Consider the following 17517-nt stretch of genomic DNA (forward strand, 5'->3'; position numbering starts at 1 on the left):
TGTATAACCGGCGCATGAGCAGCATCTTCGAGAGCTTTCTCTCCACGGCCGAGGCGCTGGAGGCGTTCGGCGAACGGGCCTTCGTCGCGCAGATGCTGCGTTTCGAATCCGCATTGGCCACCGCGCAGGCCGAATGCGGCCTCATCCCCGCCGCGGCCGCGAAGGTCATCTCCGCGTGCTGCAACGACACCGCCGGATTCGATGCGGCGGCCATCGCGCACGAGAGCGGTCGCGCCGGGAGCGTGGCGATCCCGCTGGTGAAGGCGCTCAAGCAGCGCGTCGGCGAGCGCGATGCATCGGCCGTGGCGTTCGCGCACTTCGGCTCGACGAGCCAGGACGTGATCGATACCGCGTCGGCCCTGGCGAGCCGGCCCGTGCTCGATGCGGTCCTCGCCGATCTCGGGATTTCCATCGAGGCGCTGCTGTCCCTGGCGGACCGGCACGGCGACGCCCCCATGCTGGCCCGCACGCTCGGCCAGCCGGGATCCGTGACCAGCTTCGGCTGGAAGGCCGCGCAGTGGGCCGCGCCGCTGGTGCACGCCCGCGCGAAGCTGCGCGCGTCGATGCGCGACGCACTTGCCGTCCAGCTCGGCGGCGCCGTGGGGACGCAGGCGCAGATGAAGGGCAAGGGGCCCGAGGTGGTGGCGGCGATGGCGCGGCTGCTCGGCCTGTCCGCCCCTGCCGGTCCGTGGCACACGCAGCGCGACCGCTGGGTGGGGCTGGCCTGCGAGCTCGCGCTGCTGACCGGCAGCCTCGGCAAGATCGCGAAAGACCTTTCGCTGCTGTCGCAATGGGAAGTCGGGGAGGCGAGCGAGCCGTCGGAAGAGGGCCGCGGGGGATCGTCGGCGATGCCGCACAAGCGCAATCCCGTCGCCGCGATGGTAGCGCTCGCCGCCGCGCAGGCCGCGCCGCAGCACCTCGCCGTGATGCTCGCCGCCATGCCGCAGGAGCACGAACGCGCCCTCGGTGCCTGGCAAGCCGAGCTGGCCGCGTGGCCGCGCCTGCTGCAGGCCGCGCACGGCAGCGTGCGTGCGATGGCGCAGGCGCTGCCGGGCCTGCAGGTGAATACGCAGCGCATGCGGGCCAACCTGGACCGCCTGCGTGCGGAGCTGCCTGCGCAGGCGGCCTCCGAATGGTTCGACCCGGCGCTCGCCGATCACGCGGCATGCCTTGCGCGCGCGCAGGTGGAGGCGCTGCGCCAACAAATGAAGGACGACATATGAGCGACCGCCAGGACGATCACGCCAGCGGCATGGCCAACCGCCGCCGCGTGCTGGGCGATGCATGGGTGGACAAGGCCCAGCGCAACAGCAACCAATTCAACGGCGAGTTCCAGGACCTCATCACGCGCTACGCGTGGAACGAGATCTGGGGCCGCGAGGCGCTGGGCGACAAGACACGCCGGTACATGGTGCTGTCGATGATGCTGGGCATCAGGAGCTACGAGGAGTTCGCGATGCACGTGCGCGCGGCGCTCGACGGCCCGCCCGAGTCCCGCCTCACGCCGGAGGACATCAAGGAGGTGATCCTCATGTCCGCCATCTATTGCGGTGTGCCGGTGGCCAACCATGCCTTCGGGCTGGTCGCCGACATCCTGCGCGAACGCGGCCTGTTGCCGCCCAAATCTGCCTGATCGATTCCATGCCCACACTTCATTTCGTCAAGGAGGGCCGCGGCCCGCTGGTCGTACTGGGCCATGCGCTCGGCTGCGACCTCACCATGTGGGACGGCGTCGCCGCACAACTCGCGCCGTCGTTCACCGTGCTGCGCTACGACCAGCGCGGCCACGGCCAGTCGCCCATGGTGCCCGGCCCGTTCTCCATCGAGGACATGGCCGACGACGCGGCGGCGCTCATCGCGGCGCAAGCGGACGGCCCGGTGCATTTCGTCGGCCTGTCGATGGGCGGGATGGTGGCGCAGGCGCTGGCCGCGCGCCACCCCCAGCGCGTCGCGAGCATCGTGGTCGCCAACTCGTCCAGCCTCTACGACGACGCGGCGCGTGCGATGTGGCAGGCGCGGATCGACACCGTCAAAGCCTCCGGCATGACGGCGATCTCCGACGGCGCGATGCAGCGCTGGTTCACGCCGGAGTTCCGGCAGGACCGGGACGGCGCCGTGCGCGTCGCGGCGCTGCGTGCCGTGCTGGAGGCCAGCGACGCCGGGGCCTACGCGGACGCCTGCGACGCCGTGTCCCGCATCGATTTCACGGCGTCGAACGCGCGCATCGCGTGCCCGGTCCTCGTGATCGGCGGCACCCGCGACGAAGCGACGCCCATGGCGATGTCCGAAGCCATCCGCGGGGCCATCGCGGGTGCCGAACTTGCCGCGATCCACGCCGCGCACCTAAGCGCGGTGGAGAAACCGGCCGAGTTCGCGCGTCTGGTCGCGGAATTCATCCGCCGGCATTGAGGCCGTGCAGCCCGGCCGCTGCAAGGCGGCGCGAAATTCACTACGATGGCCCGCATGAAGATCGATTTCGTCTCCGACGTGTCGTGCCCGTGGTGCGCGATCGGCCTGGCGTCCCTGGAGCGCGCCATCGAACGGCTGGAGCCGGGCCAGCGGCCCACGCTGCACTTCCAGCCCTTCGAGCTCAACCCGCAGATGCCCGCGGCGGGACAGGACATCACGGAGCACCTCACGCAGAAGTACCGCACCACGCCCGAGCAACAGCAGCAGGCGCGCGAGGCGATCCGCGAGCGCGGCGCCGGCGTGGGCTTCGAATTCCGCAAGGAAGGGCGCGGCCGCATCTACAACACCTTCGACGCGCATCGCCTCCTACATTGGGCCGGGACGCTGCCGGGGGAGGGCCAGCACGCGCTGAAGAAGGCGTTCCTCAAGGCGTACTTCACCGACGGGCGCAGCCCGGGCGACCATGAGGTGCTGCTCGACGCGGTCCGGTCCGTGGGTCTGGACGAAGCACGCGCCAGGGAAATTCTTTCGGGCGACGAATACGCCGCGGAGGTGCGCGAGCGCGAGCGTTTCTACACCGACAACGGCATCCACGCGGTGCCCGCGGTGATCATCGACGACCGCCACCTGATCCAGGGCGGGCAGCCACCCGAAGTGTTCGAGGAAGCGCTGCGGCGCCTCGCCGCGCAGGCGTGAGCCCCCGCGCGTTTCAGGCGCCCGGTCGGCGCGAGCGCTCGTTGACGGTGATCCAGAAATCGTGGATCTGCCGCATCTTGCGGCGCAGCTCGTCGTAGTCGGTCGCCTTGCGCACATAGCTGTTGGCGCCGTTGGCGTAGCAGGCCGCGATGTCCGCCTTTTCGGTGGACGACGAATGCATCACGACGGGGACCGTGGCGGTGCGCGGGTCCTGCCGCATGGCTTTGAGGACGTCGAGCCCGTGCAGCCGGACCAGCTTGAGATCGAGGATGACGAGTTGCGGCTGGACGCTGGTGTCGCGGCCCGCGTAGGCGCCGCGGCCGAACAGGTAGTCGAGCGCTTCCACCCCGTCGCCGGCCGTCGCGACGTCCTGCATGTCGCAGCACTCGGCGAGCGCCATGACGGTGAGTTCGAGGTGATCGGGATTGTCATCCACCACGAAGATCGCGGCGTCGTTCATTTGGGGCCCAGCGCGAGTCGCAATGAGTGCTATTTTCGCACAGACGACGCCAGCTGGAGGCAGTAATCGAGCAGCGCATCGGTCTCGATCGACTTGTCGAAGACGCCGTCGCTGCCGAGCTGCAGGCACTGGCGGCGCACGTCGGGGTTCGCGGTGCCCGTGAGCACCACCACCTTGCGCGACGGATCGCGGCCCTGCAGCGAGCGCAGCACGCCGAACCCGCTGCCGCCGTGCTCCAGGACGATGTCGACGATGGCGACGTCCCACTGGTTGCCAGGGTCGGCCAGCCAGGCGAGGGCGGCCTTTTCGCTGCCCGCGACGCCCGCGGTCGTGATGCCGGCCAGCTCGGCCAGCGCCTCGGACAGGCTGTCGCGGATGGCCACGTTGTCCTCCACCACGAACGCTCTCAGGCCCACTGCTCGTCTCCTTGGCGCATGCGCGCACCCACCGTACTCATGCCGACACTGTACCTCCGGCGCGCATCGCGCGGGTAGGTTCAGGAGCGCGCGAGCAGGACAGGCAAGGCCGACACAAGCATGGCGGCGCCCGATGCGGTGAGCAGGCCCAGCACGACCTTGCGGAACGCGGCCTCGCTGATGCCGAGGTACAGCCTCGCACCGAGCAGCGAGGGGACCAGCATCGCGGGGGCGACGATGGCCAGGAGCGGCAACATCGCGCGCGTGGTGATGCCGGTGGCGACATAGCTTGCGAAGCTGACCGCGAGCATCGCGAGGTTGAAGTTCTGGATCACGGAGCGCGTGGTGTCCCGGTCCAGGCCGCCCATAGTGCACCACAGGGTGGGCACCACGCCCGAGAAGCCGCCGAGGCCGCCCATGACACCGCCGGCCGCGCCCGCGACCGCGTCGCCGGCACGCCCGCCGCGGATGCGCGGCAGCCGCGCGGAAAAGAACATGGCCGGGCACATGACGATGAGCAGCAGGCCGAGCAGGGCCTTGAACAGCACGACGTCCAGGCGCGGCAGCAGGTAGAGGCCGAGCGGCAGGCCGCACAGGCCGCCCAGCACGAAGGGGGCCAGCAGCTTCGCGTCGAATCCTCGTCGCACCGTGACGGCCGCGATGACCTGCCCGGTGAGGCCTCCGAACACGGCGAGCGAGGCCGCGAGCTGGGGCTCCAGCGTCCAGGCCCATAGCGACATGCTGGTGAGGCTGAAGCCGAAGCCCGACAGGCCCTGCACGAAGCCGGCCAGCGCCGCGCCCGCGATGACGATGAGGATCAGCTCCACATCGGCGGCATCACTCGTACGCGGACATCGGCACGCAGGCGCAGAACAGGTTGCGGTCGCCGTAGACGTTGTCCACCCGGCCGACCGGAGGCCAGTACTTGGCGTGGCGCCGCTCGTCGAGCACGGCCGCGCCGGCTTCGCGGGTGTACGCGTGCTTCCACTCGCCCCTCATCAGCGCGGCGGCGGTGTGGGGCGCGTGCTTGAGCGGGTTGTCGTCCTGCGGCCATTCGCCGCGCTCGACGCGGCGGATCTCCTCCCGGATCGCGACCATCGCGCCGATGAAGCGGTCGAGCTCGTCGAGCGTTTCGCTCTCCGTCGGCTCGACCATCAGCGTTCCCGCGACGGGGAAGCTCAGCGTCGGCGCGTGGAAGCCGTAATCGATGAGGCGCTTGGCGACGTCCTCGGCCGTCACGCCGCTGGCTTCCTTGAGCGGACGCAGGTCCAGGATGCACTCGTGGGCGACGTGTCCGTTGGCGCTGGCGTAGAGCGTCGGGTAGTGCTCCCGCAGCTTCACGCTGATGTAGTTGGCGGACAGGATCGCGATTTCCGTGGCCTGCGTGAGTCCCTGCGCGCCCATCATCCTGCAGTACATCCAGCTGATCGGCAGCACGGCCGCGTTGCCCAGCGGCGCGGCGGAAACGGCGCCGACGCCATGGCTGGGCACGCCGCCGGCCTCGTGGCCGGGCAGGAAGGGGACAAGATCTTCCACCACGCAGACGGGCCCGACGCCCGGCCCGCCGCCGCCGTGCGGGATGCAGAAGGTCTTGTGCAGGTTGAGGTGGCTCACGTCGCCGCCGAATTCGCCCGGCGCCGCGACGCCGACCAGCGCATTCATGTTCGCGCCGTCCACATACACGCGGCCCCCATGCTGGTGCACGAGCGCGCACAGCTCCTTCACTTGCATCTCGAACACGCCGTGCGTGCTGGGGTAGGTGATCATCACCGCGGCCAGGTTGGCGCTGTGCTGCTCGCACTTGGCCTTCAGGTCCGCGAGATCGACGTTGCCGTTCGTGTCGCAGGCGGTGACGACGACTTGCATGCCGACCATCTGCGCGCTCGCCGGGTTCGTGCCGTGGGCCGACGACGGGATGAGGCAGATGTTGCGGTGCCCCTGGCCCTTGCTTTCATGGAAGGCCTTGATCGCGAGCAGGCCCGCGTACTCGCCTTGCGAGCCGGCGTTGGGCTGCAGGCTGATGCCCGCGTAGCCGGTGGCCTGGCACAGCCAGGCGCGCAGCTGCGCGTCGAGTTCGGCGTAGCCCTGCAGCTGCTCGCGCGGCGCGAACGGATGCACGTGCGCGAACTCCGGCCAGGTGATGGGGATCATCTCGCTGGTCGCGTTCAGCTTCATGGTGCAGCTGCCCAGCGGGATCATGCTGCGGTCCAGCGCGAGGTCCTTGTCGGACAGCGCGCGGATGTAGCGCAGCATGCCGGTCTCGGAATGGTGCGTGTTGAACACCGGGTGCGTGAGGAAGTCGCTGGTGCGGCGCAGCTCCGGCGGGATCATCGGCTCGATGCCCTTTTCGAAGGCCGCCACTTCCGGCACGGCCTGCCCGGGCTTCGCGAAGAGGGACCACAACATCTCGATGTCGGCTCGCGTGGTGGTCTCGTCGAGCGTAATGCACAGGAACTCGCCCCAGTACACGCGCAGGTTGGCCTGCCGTGCGCGGGCGGCGGCGGCGATGGCCTGGGTCGCCTCGCCCGTCTTCAGCGTGATCGTGTCGAAGGCGCCGGGATGGTGCGGGCGGTGCCCCAACTGCTCGAGCCCTTTCGCGAGGATCGCGGTGTAGCTCGCGACGCGCTGCGCGATGTGCTTCAATCCCTTCGGCCCGTGGTAGACGGCGTACATGCTCGCGACGACGGCGGGCAACACCTGCGCCGTGCAGATGTTCGACGTCGCCTTCTCGCGGCGGATGTGCTGCTCGCGCGTCTGCAGCGCGAGGCGGTAGGCCGGGTTGCCGTGCGAATCGATGCTGACGCCCACGAGGCGGCCCGGCAGCGATCGCTTGAATTCATCGCGGCACGCCATGTACGCGGCGTGCGGGCCGCCCGCGCCCATCGGCATGCCGAAGCGCTGTGTCGTCCCGACCGCGATGTCGGCGCCGAATTCGCCGGGCGGCACGAGCAGCGTCATCGCGAGCAGGTCCGCGGCGACGATGAATGCCGCCTGCTTCGCGTGGGCCTTGTCCACGTCGGCGCGCAAGTCGTCGATGCGTCCGCTGGTCGCGGGGTACTGCGCGAGCGCGGCGAAGAACTCGCCGGCCAGCGCCGCGTCCCATTCCTCCGCGGAATTCGCGAGCACGACCTCGATGCCCAGCGGCTTCGCGCGGGTCTGCACCACCTCGATCGTTTGCGGATGGCAGTCGCCCGCCACGACGAAGACGTTGCTCTTGCTGCGCACGCTGCGCTTCGCGAGCGTCATCGCCTCGGCGGCCGCGGTGGCTTCGTCCAGCATCGACGCATTGGCGATGGGCAGGCCCGTGAGGTCGCACACCATGGTCTGGAAGTTGACGAGCGCTTCCATGCGCCCCTGGCTGATCTCGGCCTGGTAGGGCGTGTACGCCGTGTACCAGGCGGGGTTTTCCAGCACGTTGCGCAGGATCACGCCGGGCGTATACGTGCCGTGGTAGCCCTGGCCGATGAAGCTCTTGAAGACCTGGTTGCGCGATGCGATCGCCCGCAGCTCGCCGAGGGCTGCCGCTTCCGTCACCGGCGCGGGCAGCTTCATCGCGCTGGCCCGCGCGATGGACCGCGGCACGATGCTTTCGATCAATGCGCGGCGCGAGGCCTCGCCGATGACCGAGAGCATGTGCTGCTCGTCGGCCTCTTCGATGCCGATGTGGCGGGGAATGAATTCGGTGGAGTTTTCGAGCTCGCCGAGCGGGCGGGCGGATTGCATCAGCATGGGCAGGCTCAGTCGTTCTTGGAGAATTTGGCGTAGGCGGGCTCGTCCATCAGGACGTCGAATTCCGCCATGTCCTTGATGAGGATCTTGAAGAACCAGCCGTTGCCCATCGGGTCGGTATTTGCGAGCGCGGGGTTGGCGCGCAGTTCCTCGTTGACTTCCGTCACTTCCCCCGCGATGGGCATGAAGACGTCGGCGGCGGCCTTGACGGACTCGACCACGCCCGCGACCTCGCCCTTGTTGTAGACGCGGCCCACCTCGGGCAGGTCGACGAACACGACGTCGCCCAGCGCGTCCTGCGCGTGCAGCGTGATGCCCACGACGGCGGCTTCATGGTCCTCGAGCTGGATCCATTCGTGGTCTTCGGTGTACTTCATCGTCATGGGTGTTCTCCTGGGATGGGCAGAGTGGGGAAAAGGATCAGCCGCGGTAATAGCGGTTGGGAACGAAGGGCAGGGGCGCGACTTCCATGGCCACGGGCTTGCCGCGAACCATCGCCGTGACGCGCGTGCCGTTGGCGGCGAGGGCGGGCGGCACGTAGCCCATGGCCACGGGCTTGTCCACGCTGGGTCCGAGCAGTCCGCTCGTCACCTCGCCGATGGCCTGGCCCTGCGCGTCGTGCAGGGGCGTGTGCTCGCGCACCGGCACGCGCTCGAGGGCGACAAGGCCCACGCGTTTGCGCGCGAGCGGCACCGTGCCGTCGAGCTGGCCGAGCACGCGGTCCGCGCCGGGGAAGCCGCCGGCGCGCTCGCCACCGGTGCGGCGCACCTTCTGGATCGCCCAGTTGAGCGCGGCCTCCACGGGCGTCGTCGTCGTGTCGATGTCGTTGCCGTAGAGGCACAGGCCCGCTTCGAGACGCAGCGAGTTGCGCGCCCCCAGGCCCACGGGCTTCACTTCGGGCTGAGCGAGCAATGCGCGCGCGAAGGCCACGGCCTGCGTCTCCTGCACGGAGATTTCGAAGCCGTCCTCGCCGGTGTAGCCGCTGCGCGTGATGAAAAGCTCGCCGCCGTTCCACTCGAACGCGCCGCCGGTCATGAAGACCAGCTGCTTGACGCCCGGCACCACGCGCTGCAGCGCGGTCACGGCCTCCGGTCCCTGAAGCGCGAGCAGGGCACGCTCGGGCATGGGCGTCACCTCGCAGCGCGAGCCGATGCGATTCTGGATGTGCGCGATGTCGCCGTGCTTGCAGGCGCCGTTGACGATGACGAAGAGGTTGTCGTCGCCGCGGTTCACGAACATCAGGTCGTCGATGATCGTGCCCTCGTCGGTGAGGAGCAGGCCGTAGCGCTGCTTGCCGACGGCCAGGCCCATCACGTCCACGGGCATCAGCGTTTCGAAGGCCGCCGCCGCGTCCGGGCCGGAGAGGCTCAGCTGGCCCATGTGCGACACGTCGAACAGGCCCGCATGCTCCCGCGTGTGCCGGTGTTCGGCCATCAGGCCGGTGGGGTACTGGACCGGCATGGCGTAGCCGGCGAAGGGAACCATGCGCGCGCCGAGCTCGACGTGCAGCGCGTTCAGGGGCGTATGGAGAAGGTGTTGTTCTTCGCTGTCGGCCAAGGGGCTCTCCAGGGGCGGCTGATCGAGGCCCGCCGGAGCGGGCCGGAACCATCGTACACACGATGGGCGGCCCCTGCTGTCCCTTTTACCTGAGAGATTCGCCCGCCTCATCCGTGGGGATGCGGCGGGTTTGCTCCTTCGGTGGATCGCCTTCCCCGCGGGGCGGCGACCTCTCTCCAGCAAGGTGACGCCCCGCGATGGAAGCGCCTTGTCAGTCCTGTTTGCCTGAGCGTTCGGCTATGCGCCTGCGCCTTCGGCGGCTCCCTTGCGGGGGCTCTCTCCTGACGGGTTGGAGTATAGCCTCACATATTCGTGTAATTCGGCCCGCCGCCGCCCTCCGGCGTGACCCACACGATGTTCTGCGTCGGGTCCTTGATGTCGCAGGTCTTGCAGTGCACGCAGTTCTGCGCGTTGATCTGCAGGCGGTCGGTGTCGTCGGGGTTCTTCACGAACTCGTAGACGCCGGCCGGGCAGTAGCGCGCCTCGGGACCCGCGTATTTCGCGAGGTTCACCTGGACGGGCACGGAGTTGTCCTTGAGCGTCAGGTGCGCGGGCTGGTCTTCCGCGTGGTTGGTGTTGGAAATGAACACCGACGACAACCGGTCGAAGGTGAGCTTGCCGTCCGGCTTTGGATAGACGATCGGCTTGCACTGGGCGGCCGGCTTCAGCGCCGCATGGTCGGGCGTGTCGCGGTGGCGCGTCCACGGCATGCGGCCGCGCAGCACAAATTGCTCGATACCCGTCATCACGGTCGCGGGCAGCAGGCCCAGCTTGAACCAGCTCTTGAAATTGCGCGCCTTGTTCAGCTCCTCGTGCAGCCACGACTTCTCGAAAGCCTCCGGGTACGCGCTGAGCTCGTCGTGCTGGCGCCCGTTCGTCACGGCGTCGTAGGCCGCCTTGGCGGCGAGCATGCCCGTCTTGATCGCGGCGTGGCTGCCCTTGATGCGCGAGACGTTGAGGTAGCCGGCGTCGCAGCCCACCAGCGCGCCGCCGGGAAACACCGTCTTGGGCAGGCTCAGCAAACCGCCGGCGGTGATGGCGCGCGCGCCGTACGACACGCGTTTGGCGGGCTTGATGCCCTGCGCCTCGTCGCCTTCCAGGTACCAGCGGACATTGGGGTGCGTCTTCCAGCGCTGGAATTCCTCGAAGGGGCTCAGGTACGGGTTCGAATAGTCGAGGCCGGTGATGAATCCCATCACCACCTGGTTGTTTTCCATGTGGTACAGGAAGGAGCCGCCGTAGGTGTCGTTGTCCAGCGGCCAGCCGGCGGTGTGCATGACGAAGCCGGGCTGGTGGCGCTTGGGATCGATCTCCCACAGCTCCTTGATGCCCAGGCCGTAGGCCTGCGGGTCGCGGCCCTCGTCGAGCTTGAAGCGCGCGATGAGCTGCTTGCCCAGGTGCCCGCGCGAGCCCTCCGCGAAGATCGTGTACTTCGCGTGCAGCTCCATCCCGAGCTGGAAGCTGTCGGTCGGCTCGCCGTCCTTGCCCACGCCCATGTTCCCGGTGGCGACGCCCTTGACGGAGCCGTTCTCGTTGTAGAGCACCTCGGCGGCGGGAAAGCCAGGAAAGATTTCCACGCCCAGGCCCTCCGCCTGCTGCGCGAGCCAGCGCGTGAGGTTGCCCAGGCTGATGACGTAGTTGCCGTGGTTCTGGAAGTTCGGCGGCAAGAGGAAGCCCGGCGTGCGGATCGCGGACTTCTCGCCGAAGAACATCATGGCGTCCTCGGTGACCGGCTGGTTCAGCGGCGCGCCGAGTGCCTTCCAGTCGGGGATGAGCTCCGTGAGCGCGCGCGGATCCATGATTGCGCCCGACAGGATGTGCGCCCCCGGCTCCGAGCCCTTCTCCAGCACGACGACGGACACCTCCTTGCCGTGCTCCGCCGCGAGCTGCTTCAGGCGGATCGCGGTGGACAGGCCCGCGGGCCCGCCTCCGACGACGACGACGTCGTATTCCATGGCTTCGCGCGGTCCGAACTGGGCGAGTATTTCTTCGTGTGTCATGGGGCTTGCGTTGATAATGATTTGGACGAACGGGGAGCGGCCGGGCGGACTCGCCGATGAGGTGGATTCTATGCGCCGCACCTCTCTCGCCGCCGCCGTCCCGGGGGCGGAAAAGACATTTTGGGCAGGAGACTCCAGTGAGCTACAGCATCGATCTATCGGGCCGCGTCGCCTTCGTCACGGGCGCGTCCAGCGGCCTGGGCGCGCAATTCGCGCGCACGCTGTCGCGCGCCGGCGCGGCCGTCGTGCTGGCGAGCCGCCGCATCGAGAAGCTCAAGGAGCTGCGCGCGCAGATCGAGGCCGAAGGCGGCGACGCCCACGTGACGCAGCTCGACGTCACCGACATCGACAGCATCAAGTCGGCGGTGGCGCACGCGGAAACGGAAGTCGGCTCCATCGACATCCTCGTGAACAACTCCGGCGTGTCCACGACACAGCGCATCCAGGACGTGACGGAGGAGGACTACGACTTCATCTTCGACACGAACGTGAAGGGCGCGTTCTTCGTCGCGCAGGAAGTCGGCAAGCGCATGCTGGCGCGCGCACGCGGCGCGGCGCCGGGCACCTATACGGGCGGGCGGATCATCAACATCGCGTCGATGGCGGGCCTGAAGGTGCTGCCGCAGATCGGCGCGTACTGCATGAGCAAGGCGGCGGTGGTGCAGATGACCAAGGCGATGGCGCTGGAGTGGGGCCGCTTCGAGATCAACGTGAATGCGATCTGCCCCGGCTACATCGACACCGAGATCAATCATCACCACTGGCAGACCGAGCAGGGGCAGAAACTCATGCAGATGCTGCCGCGCAAACGCGTGGGATCGCCCGAGGACCTGGACGCGCTGGTCGTGCTGCTCGCGAGCAGCCAGAGCCATTTCATCAATGGGGCCGTGATCGCGGCGGATGACGGGTTCGGGGTTTAGCTTTTTGAAAGCGGGTACCGGACGCAGAATTCGCGGAAGTCACGCAGAAGAAGCCCAGAAAAAATGCATTTGAATTTTTCTTGAATTCATTCTGCGTAACTTCCGTGAATTCTGCGTCCGGCCAAGTTCATTTGGCCTTCGGCACCCGACCCATCAAGTAAAACTCCGGATTCGGCTGCATGTTCGAGAAGCTCGCCATGCGATTCGACAGCCCGAAGAATGCCGTGATCGCCGCGATGTCCCAGATGTCCTCGTCCGAGAAGCCGTGCGCATGCAGGGGCGCGAAGTCCTCCTCGCCGATTTCGTGCGACGCCAGGCACACCTTTATCGCGAAGTCCAGCATCGCGCGCTGCCTGTCGGTAATGTCCGCCTTGCGGTAGTTCACCGCCACCTGGTCGGCCACCAGCGGCTTCTTCTCGTAGATCCGCAGGATCGCCCCATGCGCGACGACGCAGTACAGGCAGCTGTTCGCGGCGCTCGTCGCCGTGACGATCATCTCGCGGTCGCCCTTGGTGAGCGAGCCTTCCTCCTTCAGCATCAAGGCGTCGTGATAGGCGAAGAAAGCGCGCCACTCCGCGGGGCGGCGCGCGAGCGCGAGGAACACGTTGGGCACGAAGCCCGCTTTTTCCTGCACTTCGAGCACGCGCAGGCGGATGTCCTCGGGCAAATCCTTCAGTTCGGGGGCGGGATATCGCTGGGTTTTCATGGGGTCTCCAAGGGGCTTTGCGTCCAAGCGTAACGCGAATGTGCGGTAGAGCACGCTGATCTTGTGGGAGTTCGCTGACGTGGCGGTAGGAACCCATCCATTTTGCTGAGCCAACCCCGGGAAGTGGCCCAACAGTCGATACGGCAGACCCATACTCCGGCTCACCTTCACACCCGAAGTCAGCAGTACACCGTTTCATTCGGCCCGGTCCCGGCCTGAGGAGTTTCCAGATGCAAAGACGTGATTTCAACAAGACCGCCCTCGCGGCTGCCACCGTCGCCGTTACGGCCACCGGTTGCGGCGGCGGCGCGGATTCCGCCGTAGTTGCCGATTCCGGCGCCGGTTCCACCGCGCTCGCCGCGGCCAAGCCGCTCGCAGCCCCGCTGCGCGCCCCGGCTTCGCCCGCGATCGGCGTGAACCTCTCCGGCATGGAGTGGGCCGAAACCGGCATGCGCTTCGGCGGCGGCACCGCCCCCAACATCCACTACACCGTCCCGCGCAAGCAGGACGTCGCCTACCTGGCCTCGCAGGGCATCACCAAGACCCGCCTGGTCATCAAGTGGGAAATGCTGCAGCCCATGCTGTTCGACACTGTCGCCAACGCGGCCTCCAAGGCGGCCATCGGCCAGCCCGGCGGCTTCGACCTCGGCTACGGCCTGCAGATCCTGGACATCCTGGACGCGCACGCCGCGGCCGGCATCAAGTGCATCATCGACCTGCACAACTATTGCCGCTACCGCGACTTCGTCTACCAGCCCGACGGCTCGGTGATCGGCCTCGTGAAGCCCTCGGACCCGACGGTCCGCGCCTACACGACCGACAACGCCCAGGTGCGCACGCGCATCTTCGCGACCGCCCCGGGCGCCACGCTCACCGCCGCGCACCTTAGCAACTTCTGGACGGGCGTCGCCGGCTACGTGAAGAACCACCCCGGCTTCGGCGGCTACGGCCTCATGAACGAGCCGTACTTCATGCCGCGTCCGGGCGAACTCGTGGAAGCCTATCAAGGCTTCGGCGAAGACCTGACGATCTGGCCGACGGTCGCGCAGCAGGCGATCAACGCCATCCGCGCCGTCGACCCGACCAACCCGATCTACCTCGGCGGCAACGACTACAGCGCGATGTTCACCATCGCCGACAACAACCCCGGCTGGCCGCTCTCCGGCGCCAACATCGTGTACGAAGTGCACGGCTACCTCGACGCCTACAGCAACGGCCAGTCCTTCGACTGGGACGCCGAAGTCGCCAAGGGCTACACGGCCGGCGTCGCCAACGCGCCGATCACGCTGAACACCGGCCTCGAGCGCCTGCGCATCGCCGTCAACTGGTCCATTGCCAAGGGCGTGAAGCTCGCGGTGACGGAAACGGGCATGCCCATCGACGACGCCCGCTGGCAGGAGTCCTACCAGCGCATGGTCGACTACGCGCACGCCAACAACGTCGAAGTCTTCAATTGGCTCGGCGGCAGCCACTGGCTTCTGCACTCGAACGGCATCAACCACGTGCCCAGCTGGTACCAGAACAAGACGCTGGAACCCCAGGCCGCCGGCCCGCTCAAGAAGTCGGCAGGCATCAGCCAGGCCGTCCTGTTCGACGGCGGTCCCGGTTACGCGGCAGCCGGCGGCTCGGTCACCATCACGGTGTTCGCGCGCGGCAACCTCGCGACGCCGGTCACGCTGAACGTGGCCTCCAGCAATGGCGGCAGCTTCAGCAAAACGACGCTCACGATCCCCGCGGGCGCCAACGGCTCCGACAGCTACACCTTCACGCCCGCGCCCAACAGCGTCACCACGCTGTCGTACAGCGCCGTGTCCGGCGGCCTCAACACGCCGCCGTCGCGCAAGGTCTATGCACTGACGGACCCCGTCGCCTACGCGTCCACCAGCCTCGCCGACGCCGGCATGGCGCTCATCGCCAAGTACAGCGCCGCCAAGTGGGACATGGGCGACGGCTACACGGACTACCTGAGCGGCGTGCCCGCGGGCACCGGCCAGCCGCTGCGCGCGGTGTCCGATTCGGGCTACGCGTCCAGCGCGAGCAACGCGATGGAGATGATCAACTGGACCAACACGGACCGCCCGGGTTCGGGTGGCGTGCAGCACCCGCCCGTCCTGCGCGACGTGTCGGGCCTGAAGATCTCCGACCACACGCAGCCGGACACCTACGGCCTGTGGTGCCGCAAGCAGACGCCGGTCGCCGGTTCCAACCCGAACCCGCGCAACCGCGTGCCTTACGACCTGCAGGACGCGCACTTCGTGATCGCAGCCGTGGGCGTGCCCACGCCTTCCTGCAGCGGCACGATGTTCCAGGCGTCCTATGCGCAGGGATCGCAGGCGGCGGAGATCAACTTCGACGCCAGCCGCCCGCAGGCCAAGTGGACGAACGCCGCCGGCCAGGCCGTGACGATCACGAGCCCCACGGCACTCGCGCCCAACACGCCGAACGTGGTCACGATGACGTCCGCCTCCGGTGCGCAGGCTCTGCGCCTGAACAAGAACGTGGTGGGCACCTCGGCGACGCCGCTGCCGACCGCCTCTTTCGACCAGATGCTCCTGGGCTGGGGCTTCAGCAACTTCTACCCGCAGACCGGGTTCGGCGGCTACATCAAGGCCGTCGTCACCGGGCGCGGCGCGCCGACGGCCGCCGAGCTGCTGGTGATGGAGCGCTATGTCGGCAGCCTGGCCGGCATGAGCCTGTGAACCTTTAAGAAATAGACGCTGTCACACACGTCGCCCCACCTTCCGGAAACGGGGGGTGGGGCGTTTTGCTTTTGATCCGAAGACCGGACGCAGAATTCGCAGAAGTTACGCAGAACTGAATTCAGAAAATATCAATTGAATTATTTTTGGGCTTCTTCTGCGCAACTTCTGCGAATTCTGCGTCCGGCCGTTCGCTTTCAAGCCGCCCGAATGTTCCGGACCTGCTCGGCCGCCACAGCCACACCGCGGATCACGTCGCCGACGACGATGACGGACGGACTCGCGAGTGCTTCGCGCGCGATCGTCGATTGCAGTTCGCCGAGGGTCGTCACCGCATGCCGCTGATCGGGCAGGCTCGCGCGCTGCACGATCGCGACCGGGGTGGAAGCGGGCAGGGCGCTGAGCAGGCCCTCCTGGATGCGGCCCGCGCCACTCACGCCCATGTAGATCACCAGCGTCAGGCGCGCATCGCGTGCCGTCGCCGCCAGCGCGCGCCAGTCCGGCCCCTGCGTGCCCGGTTGCGCGTGGCCCGTGACGAACACGACGCCATGGGCATGCTCGCGGTGCGTGAGGGGCACGCCCAGCGAAGTCACCGCCGCGAGGCCGGAGGTGATGCCGTTCACCACATGCACGTCGACGCCCGCGGCTCGAAGATGCTCGACCTCCTCGCCGCCGCGGCCGAAGATGAACGGGTCGCCGCCCTTCAGCCGCACGACGGTTTCGCCTTCCTTGGCGGCCATCACCATCAGCTTCTCGATGAAGGCCTGCGGCGTGCTCTTGCAGCCGCCGCGCTTGCCCACGTGGACGACGCGGGCGTGCGGCGAAGCGAGGGCGACGATCTCCGGGCTGACGAGGTCGTCGACCAGCAGCACGGTGGCAGCCTGGATGGCGCGCATCGCCTTGATGGTGAGGAGTTCGGGGTCGCCGGGGCCGGCGCCGACGAGGGTGACTTGACCGGTGTTCATATGTCTCGAATCGTTGTGGTGGCTGCGTCAGCGAGATGCAAGATATGTTCCACCTGGAGCGCCATGGAGGAGGGCACGGGACGGGTTCCCGCGAGGACGTCGCGGATATAGGCGGCGGTCGTTTCAGGTGCCGTGTCCTTCGGCAGGTCGGGCAGGTCGGTGAGCGTCCCTTTCCTGCCTTCCTGCAGCGCGACACGGCGTCCGGCGATGAACCCGTCCATCTGCGGCAGGCGCCGGGCGTCCGCGACGACCTCTCCCTCCGTTCCCCGCAGCAGCAAGGCCGTCGAGCCCATCAGTTCGAACACTTCGGCCATGGAGATCGCGTATTCGGGGTGCGTATAGCTGCTCACGACCACCGCGGGGCCGGCGCAGGGATTCATGAGCTTGACGAGGCTGTGCGCGGAATTGCGCAGGCCCACGACGCGGCGCACGTCGAGCAGGCGCTTCAGGCCGGGGCACAGCAGCTCGGTCGGGATGAACACGGCCTCGCCGGGCTCGATGGCGCGCACCGCTTCGAGCGGGTGCAGCCCGAGTTCCTGCATCACCTTGGGCACGGCCACGCGCGTGGTCTCCGTGCTGGTGCCGTGGATCGCCACCGGCAGCCCCGCGCGTGCGACCAGCAGCGCGAGCAGCGGCGTGAGCACGGGCAACTTGCGCGCGCCGTTGTAGCTGGGGAGCACGACCAGCGGCTTGGCGCCCGCGGGAATCTTCCGGATGCGTGCGTAGGTGGCATCGAGGAAGCCGCCCATCTCCTGGGCCGTCTCGCCCTTGATGCGCATGGACAGGCAGAACGCGCCGATCTCCAGGTCGGTCACCGTGCCATCCAGCACCTGCCCGAACAGGTCTGCCGCCTGTTCGCGCGTGAGCGGGCGCGCGCCCTGCTTGCCGCGGCCGATCTCCTTGATGTACTGGCTGATGCCCATGGGGTTCATTGTCCGCCAAGCTTCATGACCTGAAGCT

Annotated in this window: 16 protein-coding genes and 2 riboswitches; of the genes, 6 read left to right on the plus strand and 10 right to left on the minus strand. The window is 68.0% G+C overall.

Annotation, left to right across the window (positions count from 1 at the left end; all coding sequences use genetic code 11):
- Positions 1-14 precede the first annotated feature (14 nt).
- Genes I5803_RS00370 through I5803_RS00385 form a run of 4 tightly spaced genes read left to right on the plus strand, consistent with a single transcriptional unit; the run spans position 15 to position 3105 of the window.
- The gene (locus I5803_RS00370; protein ID WP_196984448.1) at positions 15-1223 is read left to right on the plus strand and encodes a lyase family protein; all 1209 of its coding nucleotides are present in this window, start codon (positions 15-17) and stop codon (positions 1221-1223) included.
- Positions 1220-1633, plus strand: coding sequence for a carboxymuconolactone decarboxylase family protein (locus I5803_RS00375; RefSeq protein ID WP_196984449.1), 414 nt, complete (start codon positions 1220-1222; stop codon positions 1631-1633). Before I5803_RS00370 ends, I5803_RS00375 begins: the two co-directional genes overlap by 4 nt.
- 8 nt (positions 1634-1641) lie before the next feature.
- Complete coding sequence (locus I5803_RS00380) at positions 1642-2409, plus strand: alpha/beta fold hydrolase (protein ID WP_196984450.1); 768 nt, start codon at positions 1642-1644, stop codon at positions 2407-2409.
- 45 nt (positions 2410-2454) lie between these two features.
- Complete coding sequence (locus I5803_RS00385) at positions 2455-3105, plus strand: DsbA family oxidoreductase (protein ID WP_196984451.1); 651 nt, start codon at positions 2455-2457, stop codon at positions 3103-3105.
- A gap of 13 nt (positions 3106-3118) precedes the next feature.
- Here the strand turns inward: I5803_RS00385 and I5803_RS00390 are convergent, their stop codons facing one another.
- From I5803_RS00390 to I5803_RS00420, 7 genes are all read right to left on the minus strand, one after another.
- On the minus strand, positions 3119-3565 hold the full coding sequence (locus I5803_RS00390; protein WP_196984452.1) for a response regulator: 447 nt from the start codon (positions 3563-3565) through the stop codon (positions 3119-3121).
- Between the two features lie 29 nt (positions 3566-3594).
- Entirely contained in the window at positions 3595-3981 is a 387-nt protein-coding gene (locus I5803_RS00395) for a response regulator (RefSeq protein WP_196984453.1), read from the minus strand.
- Positions 3982-4061: 80 nt separating this feature from the next.
- Positions 4062-4808: a sulfite exporter TauE/SafE family protein gene (locus I5803_RS00400; RefSeq protein WP_196984454.1), complete on the minus strand. Its 747-nt coding sequence runs from the start codon at positions 4806-4808 to the stop codon at positions 4062-4064.
- Positions 4809-4818: 10 nt separating this feature from the next.
- Positions 4819-7710 (minus strand): aminomethyl-transferring glycine dehydrogenase, encoded by a 2892-nt coding sequence (gene gcvP / locus I5803_RS00405; protein WP_196984455.1) that lies wholly within the window; start codon positions 7708-7710, stop codon positions 4819-4821.
- An 8-nt stretch (positions 7711-7718) separates the two neighbouring features.
- Positions 7719-8093 carry a glycine cleavage system protein GcvH gene (gene gcvH, locus I5803_RS00410; RefSeq protein ID WP_196984456.1) on the minus strand — a complete coding sequence of 125 codons (375 nt, stop codon included), beginning with the start codon at positions 8091-8093 and terminating at the stop codon, positions 7719-7721.
- Between the two features lie 37 nt (positions 8094-8130).
- Positions 8131-9267 carry a glycine cleavage system aminomethyltransferase GcvT gene (gene gcvT / locus I5803_RS00415; protein ID WP_231402310.1) on the minus strand — a complete coding sequence of 379 codons (1137 nt, stop codon included), beginning with the start codon at positions 9265-9267 and terminating at the stop codon, positions 8131-8133.
- A 66-nt stretch (positions 9268-9333) separates the two neighbouring features.
- Positions 9334-9457, minus strand: a riboswitch (glycine riboswitch).
- A 12-nt stretch (positions 9458-9469) separates the two neighbouring features.
- Positions 9470-9561, minus strand: a riboswitch (glycine riboswitch).
- Positions 9562-9569: 8 nt separating this feature from the next.
- Positions 9570-11267, minus strand: coding sequence for an electron transfer flavoprotein-ubiquinone oxidoreductase (locus I5803_RS00420; RefSeq protein ID WP_196984458.1), 1698 nt, complete (start codon positions 11265-11267; stop codon positions 9570-9572).
- 137 nt (positions 11268-11404) lie between these two features.
- Here I5803_RS00420 and I5803_RS00425 point away from each other — a divergent pair, with 137 nt between their 5' ends.
- Entirely contained in the window at positions 11405-12187 is a 783-nt protein-coding gene (locus I5803_RS00425; protein ID WP_196984459.1) for an SDR family oxidoreductase, read from the plus strand.
- A 127-nt stretch (positions 12188-12314) separates the two neighbouring features.
- Here the strand turns inward: I5803_RS00425 and I5803_RS00430 are convergent, their stop codons facing one another.
- Positions 12315-12893: a peroxidase-related enzyme gene (locus I5803_RS00430; protein WP_196984460.1), complete on the minus strand. Its 579-nt coding sequence runs from the start codon at positions 12891-12893 to the stop codon at positions 12315-12317.
- 230 nt (positions 12894-13123) lie between these two features.
- Here I5803_RS00430 and I5803_RS00435 point away from each other — a divergent pair, with 230 nt between their 5' ends.
- Positions 13124-15592, plus strand: a complete 2469-nt coding sequence (locus I5803_RS00435) for a glycoside hydrolase family 5 protein (protein WP_196984461.1) — start codon at positions 13124-13126, stop codon at positions 15590-15592.
- Positions 15593-15789: 197 nt separating this feature from the next.
- Here the strand turns inward: I5803_RS00435 and cobA are convergent, their stop codons facing one another.
- Together cobA and ybiB are read right to left on the minus strand one after the other, a co-directional pair.
- Positions 15790-16557, minus strand: coding sequence for a uroporphyrinogen-III C-methyltransferase (gene cobA, locus I5803_RS00440; RefSeq protein WP_196984462.1), 768 nt, complete (start codon positions 16555-16557; stop codon positions 15790-15792).
- Entirely contained in the window at positions 16554-17480 is a 927-nt protein-coding gene (gene ybiB / locus I5803_RS00445) for a DNA-binding protein YbiB (protein ID WP_196984463.1), read from the minus strand. The genes cobA and ybiB overlap by 4 nt, the downstream gene beginning before the upstream one ends.
- Positions 17481-17517: the final 37 nt, after the last annotated feature.

Origin of the sequence: Caenimonas aquaedulcis, assembly GCF_015831345.1 — a bacterium.
GTDB lineage: Bacteria > Pseudomonadota > Gammaproteobacteria > Burkholderiales > Burkholderiaceae_C > Ramlibacter > Ramlibacter aquaedulcis.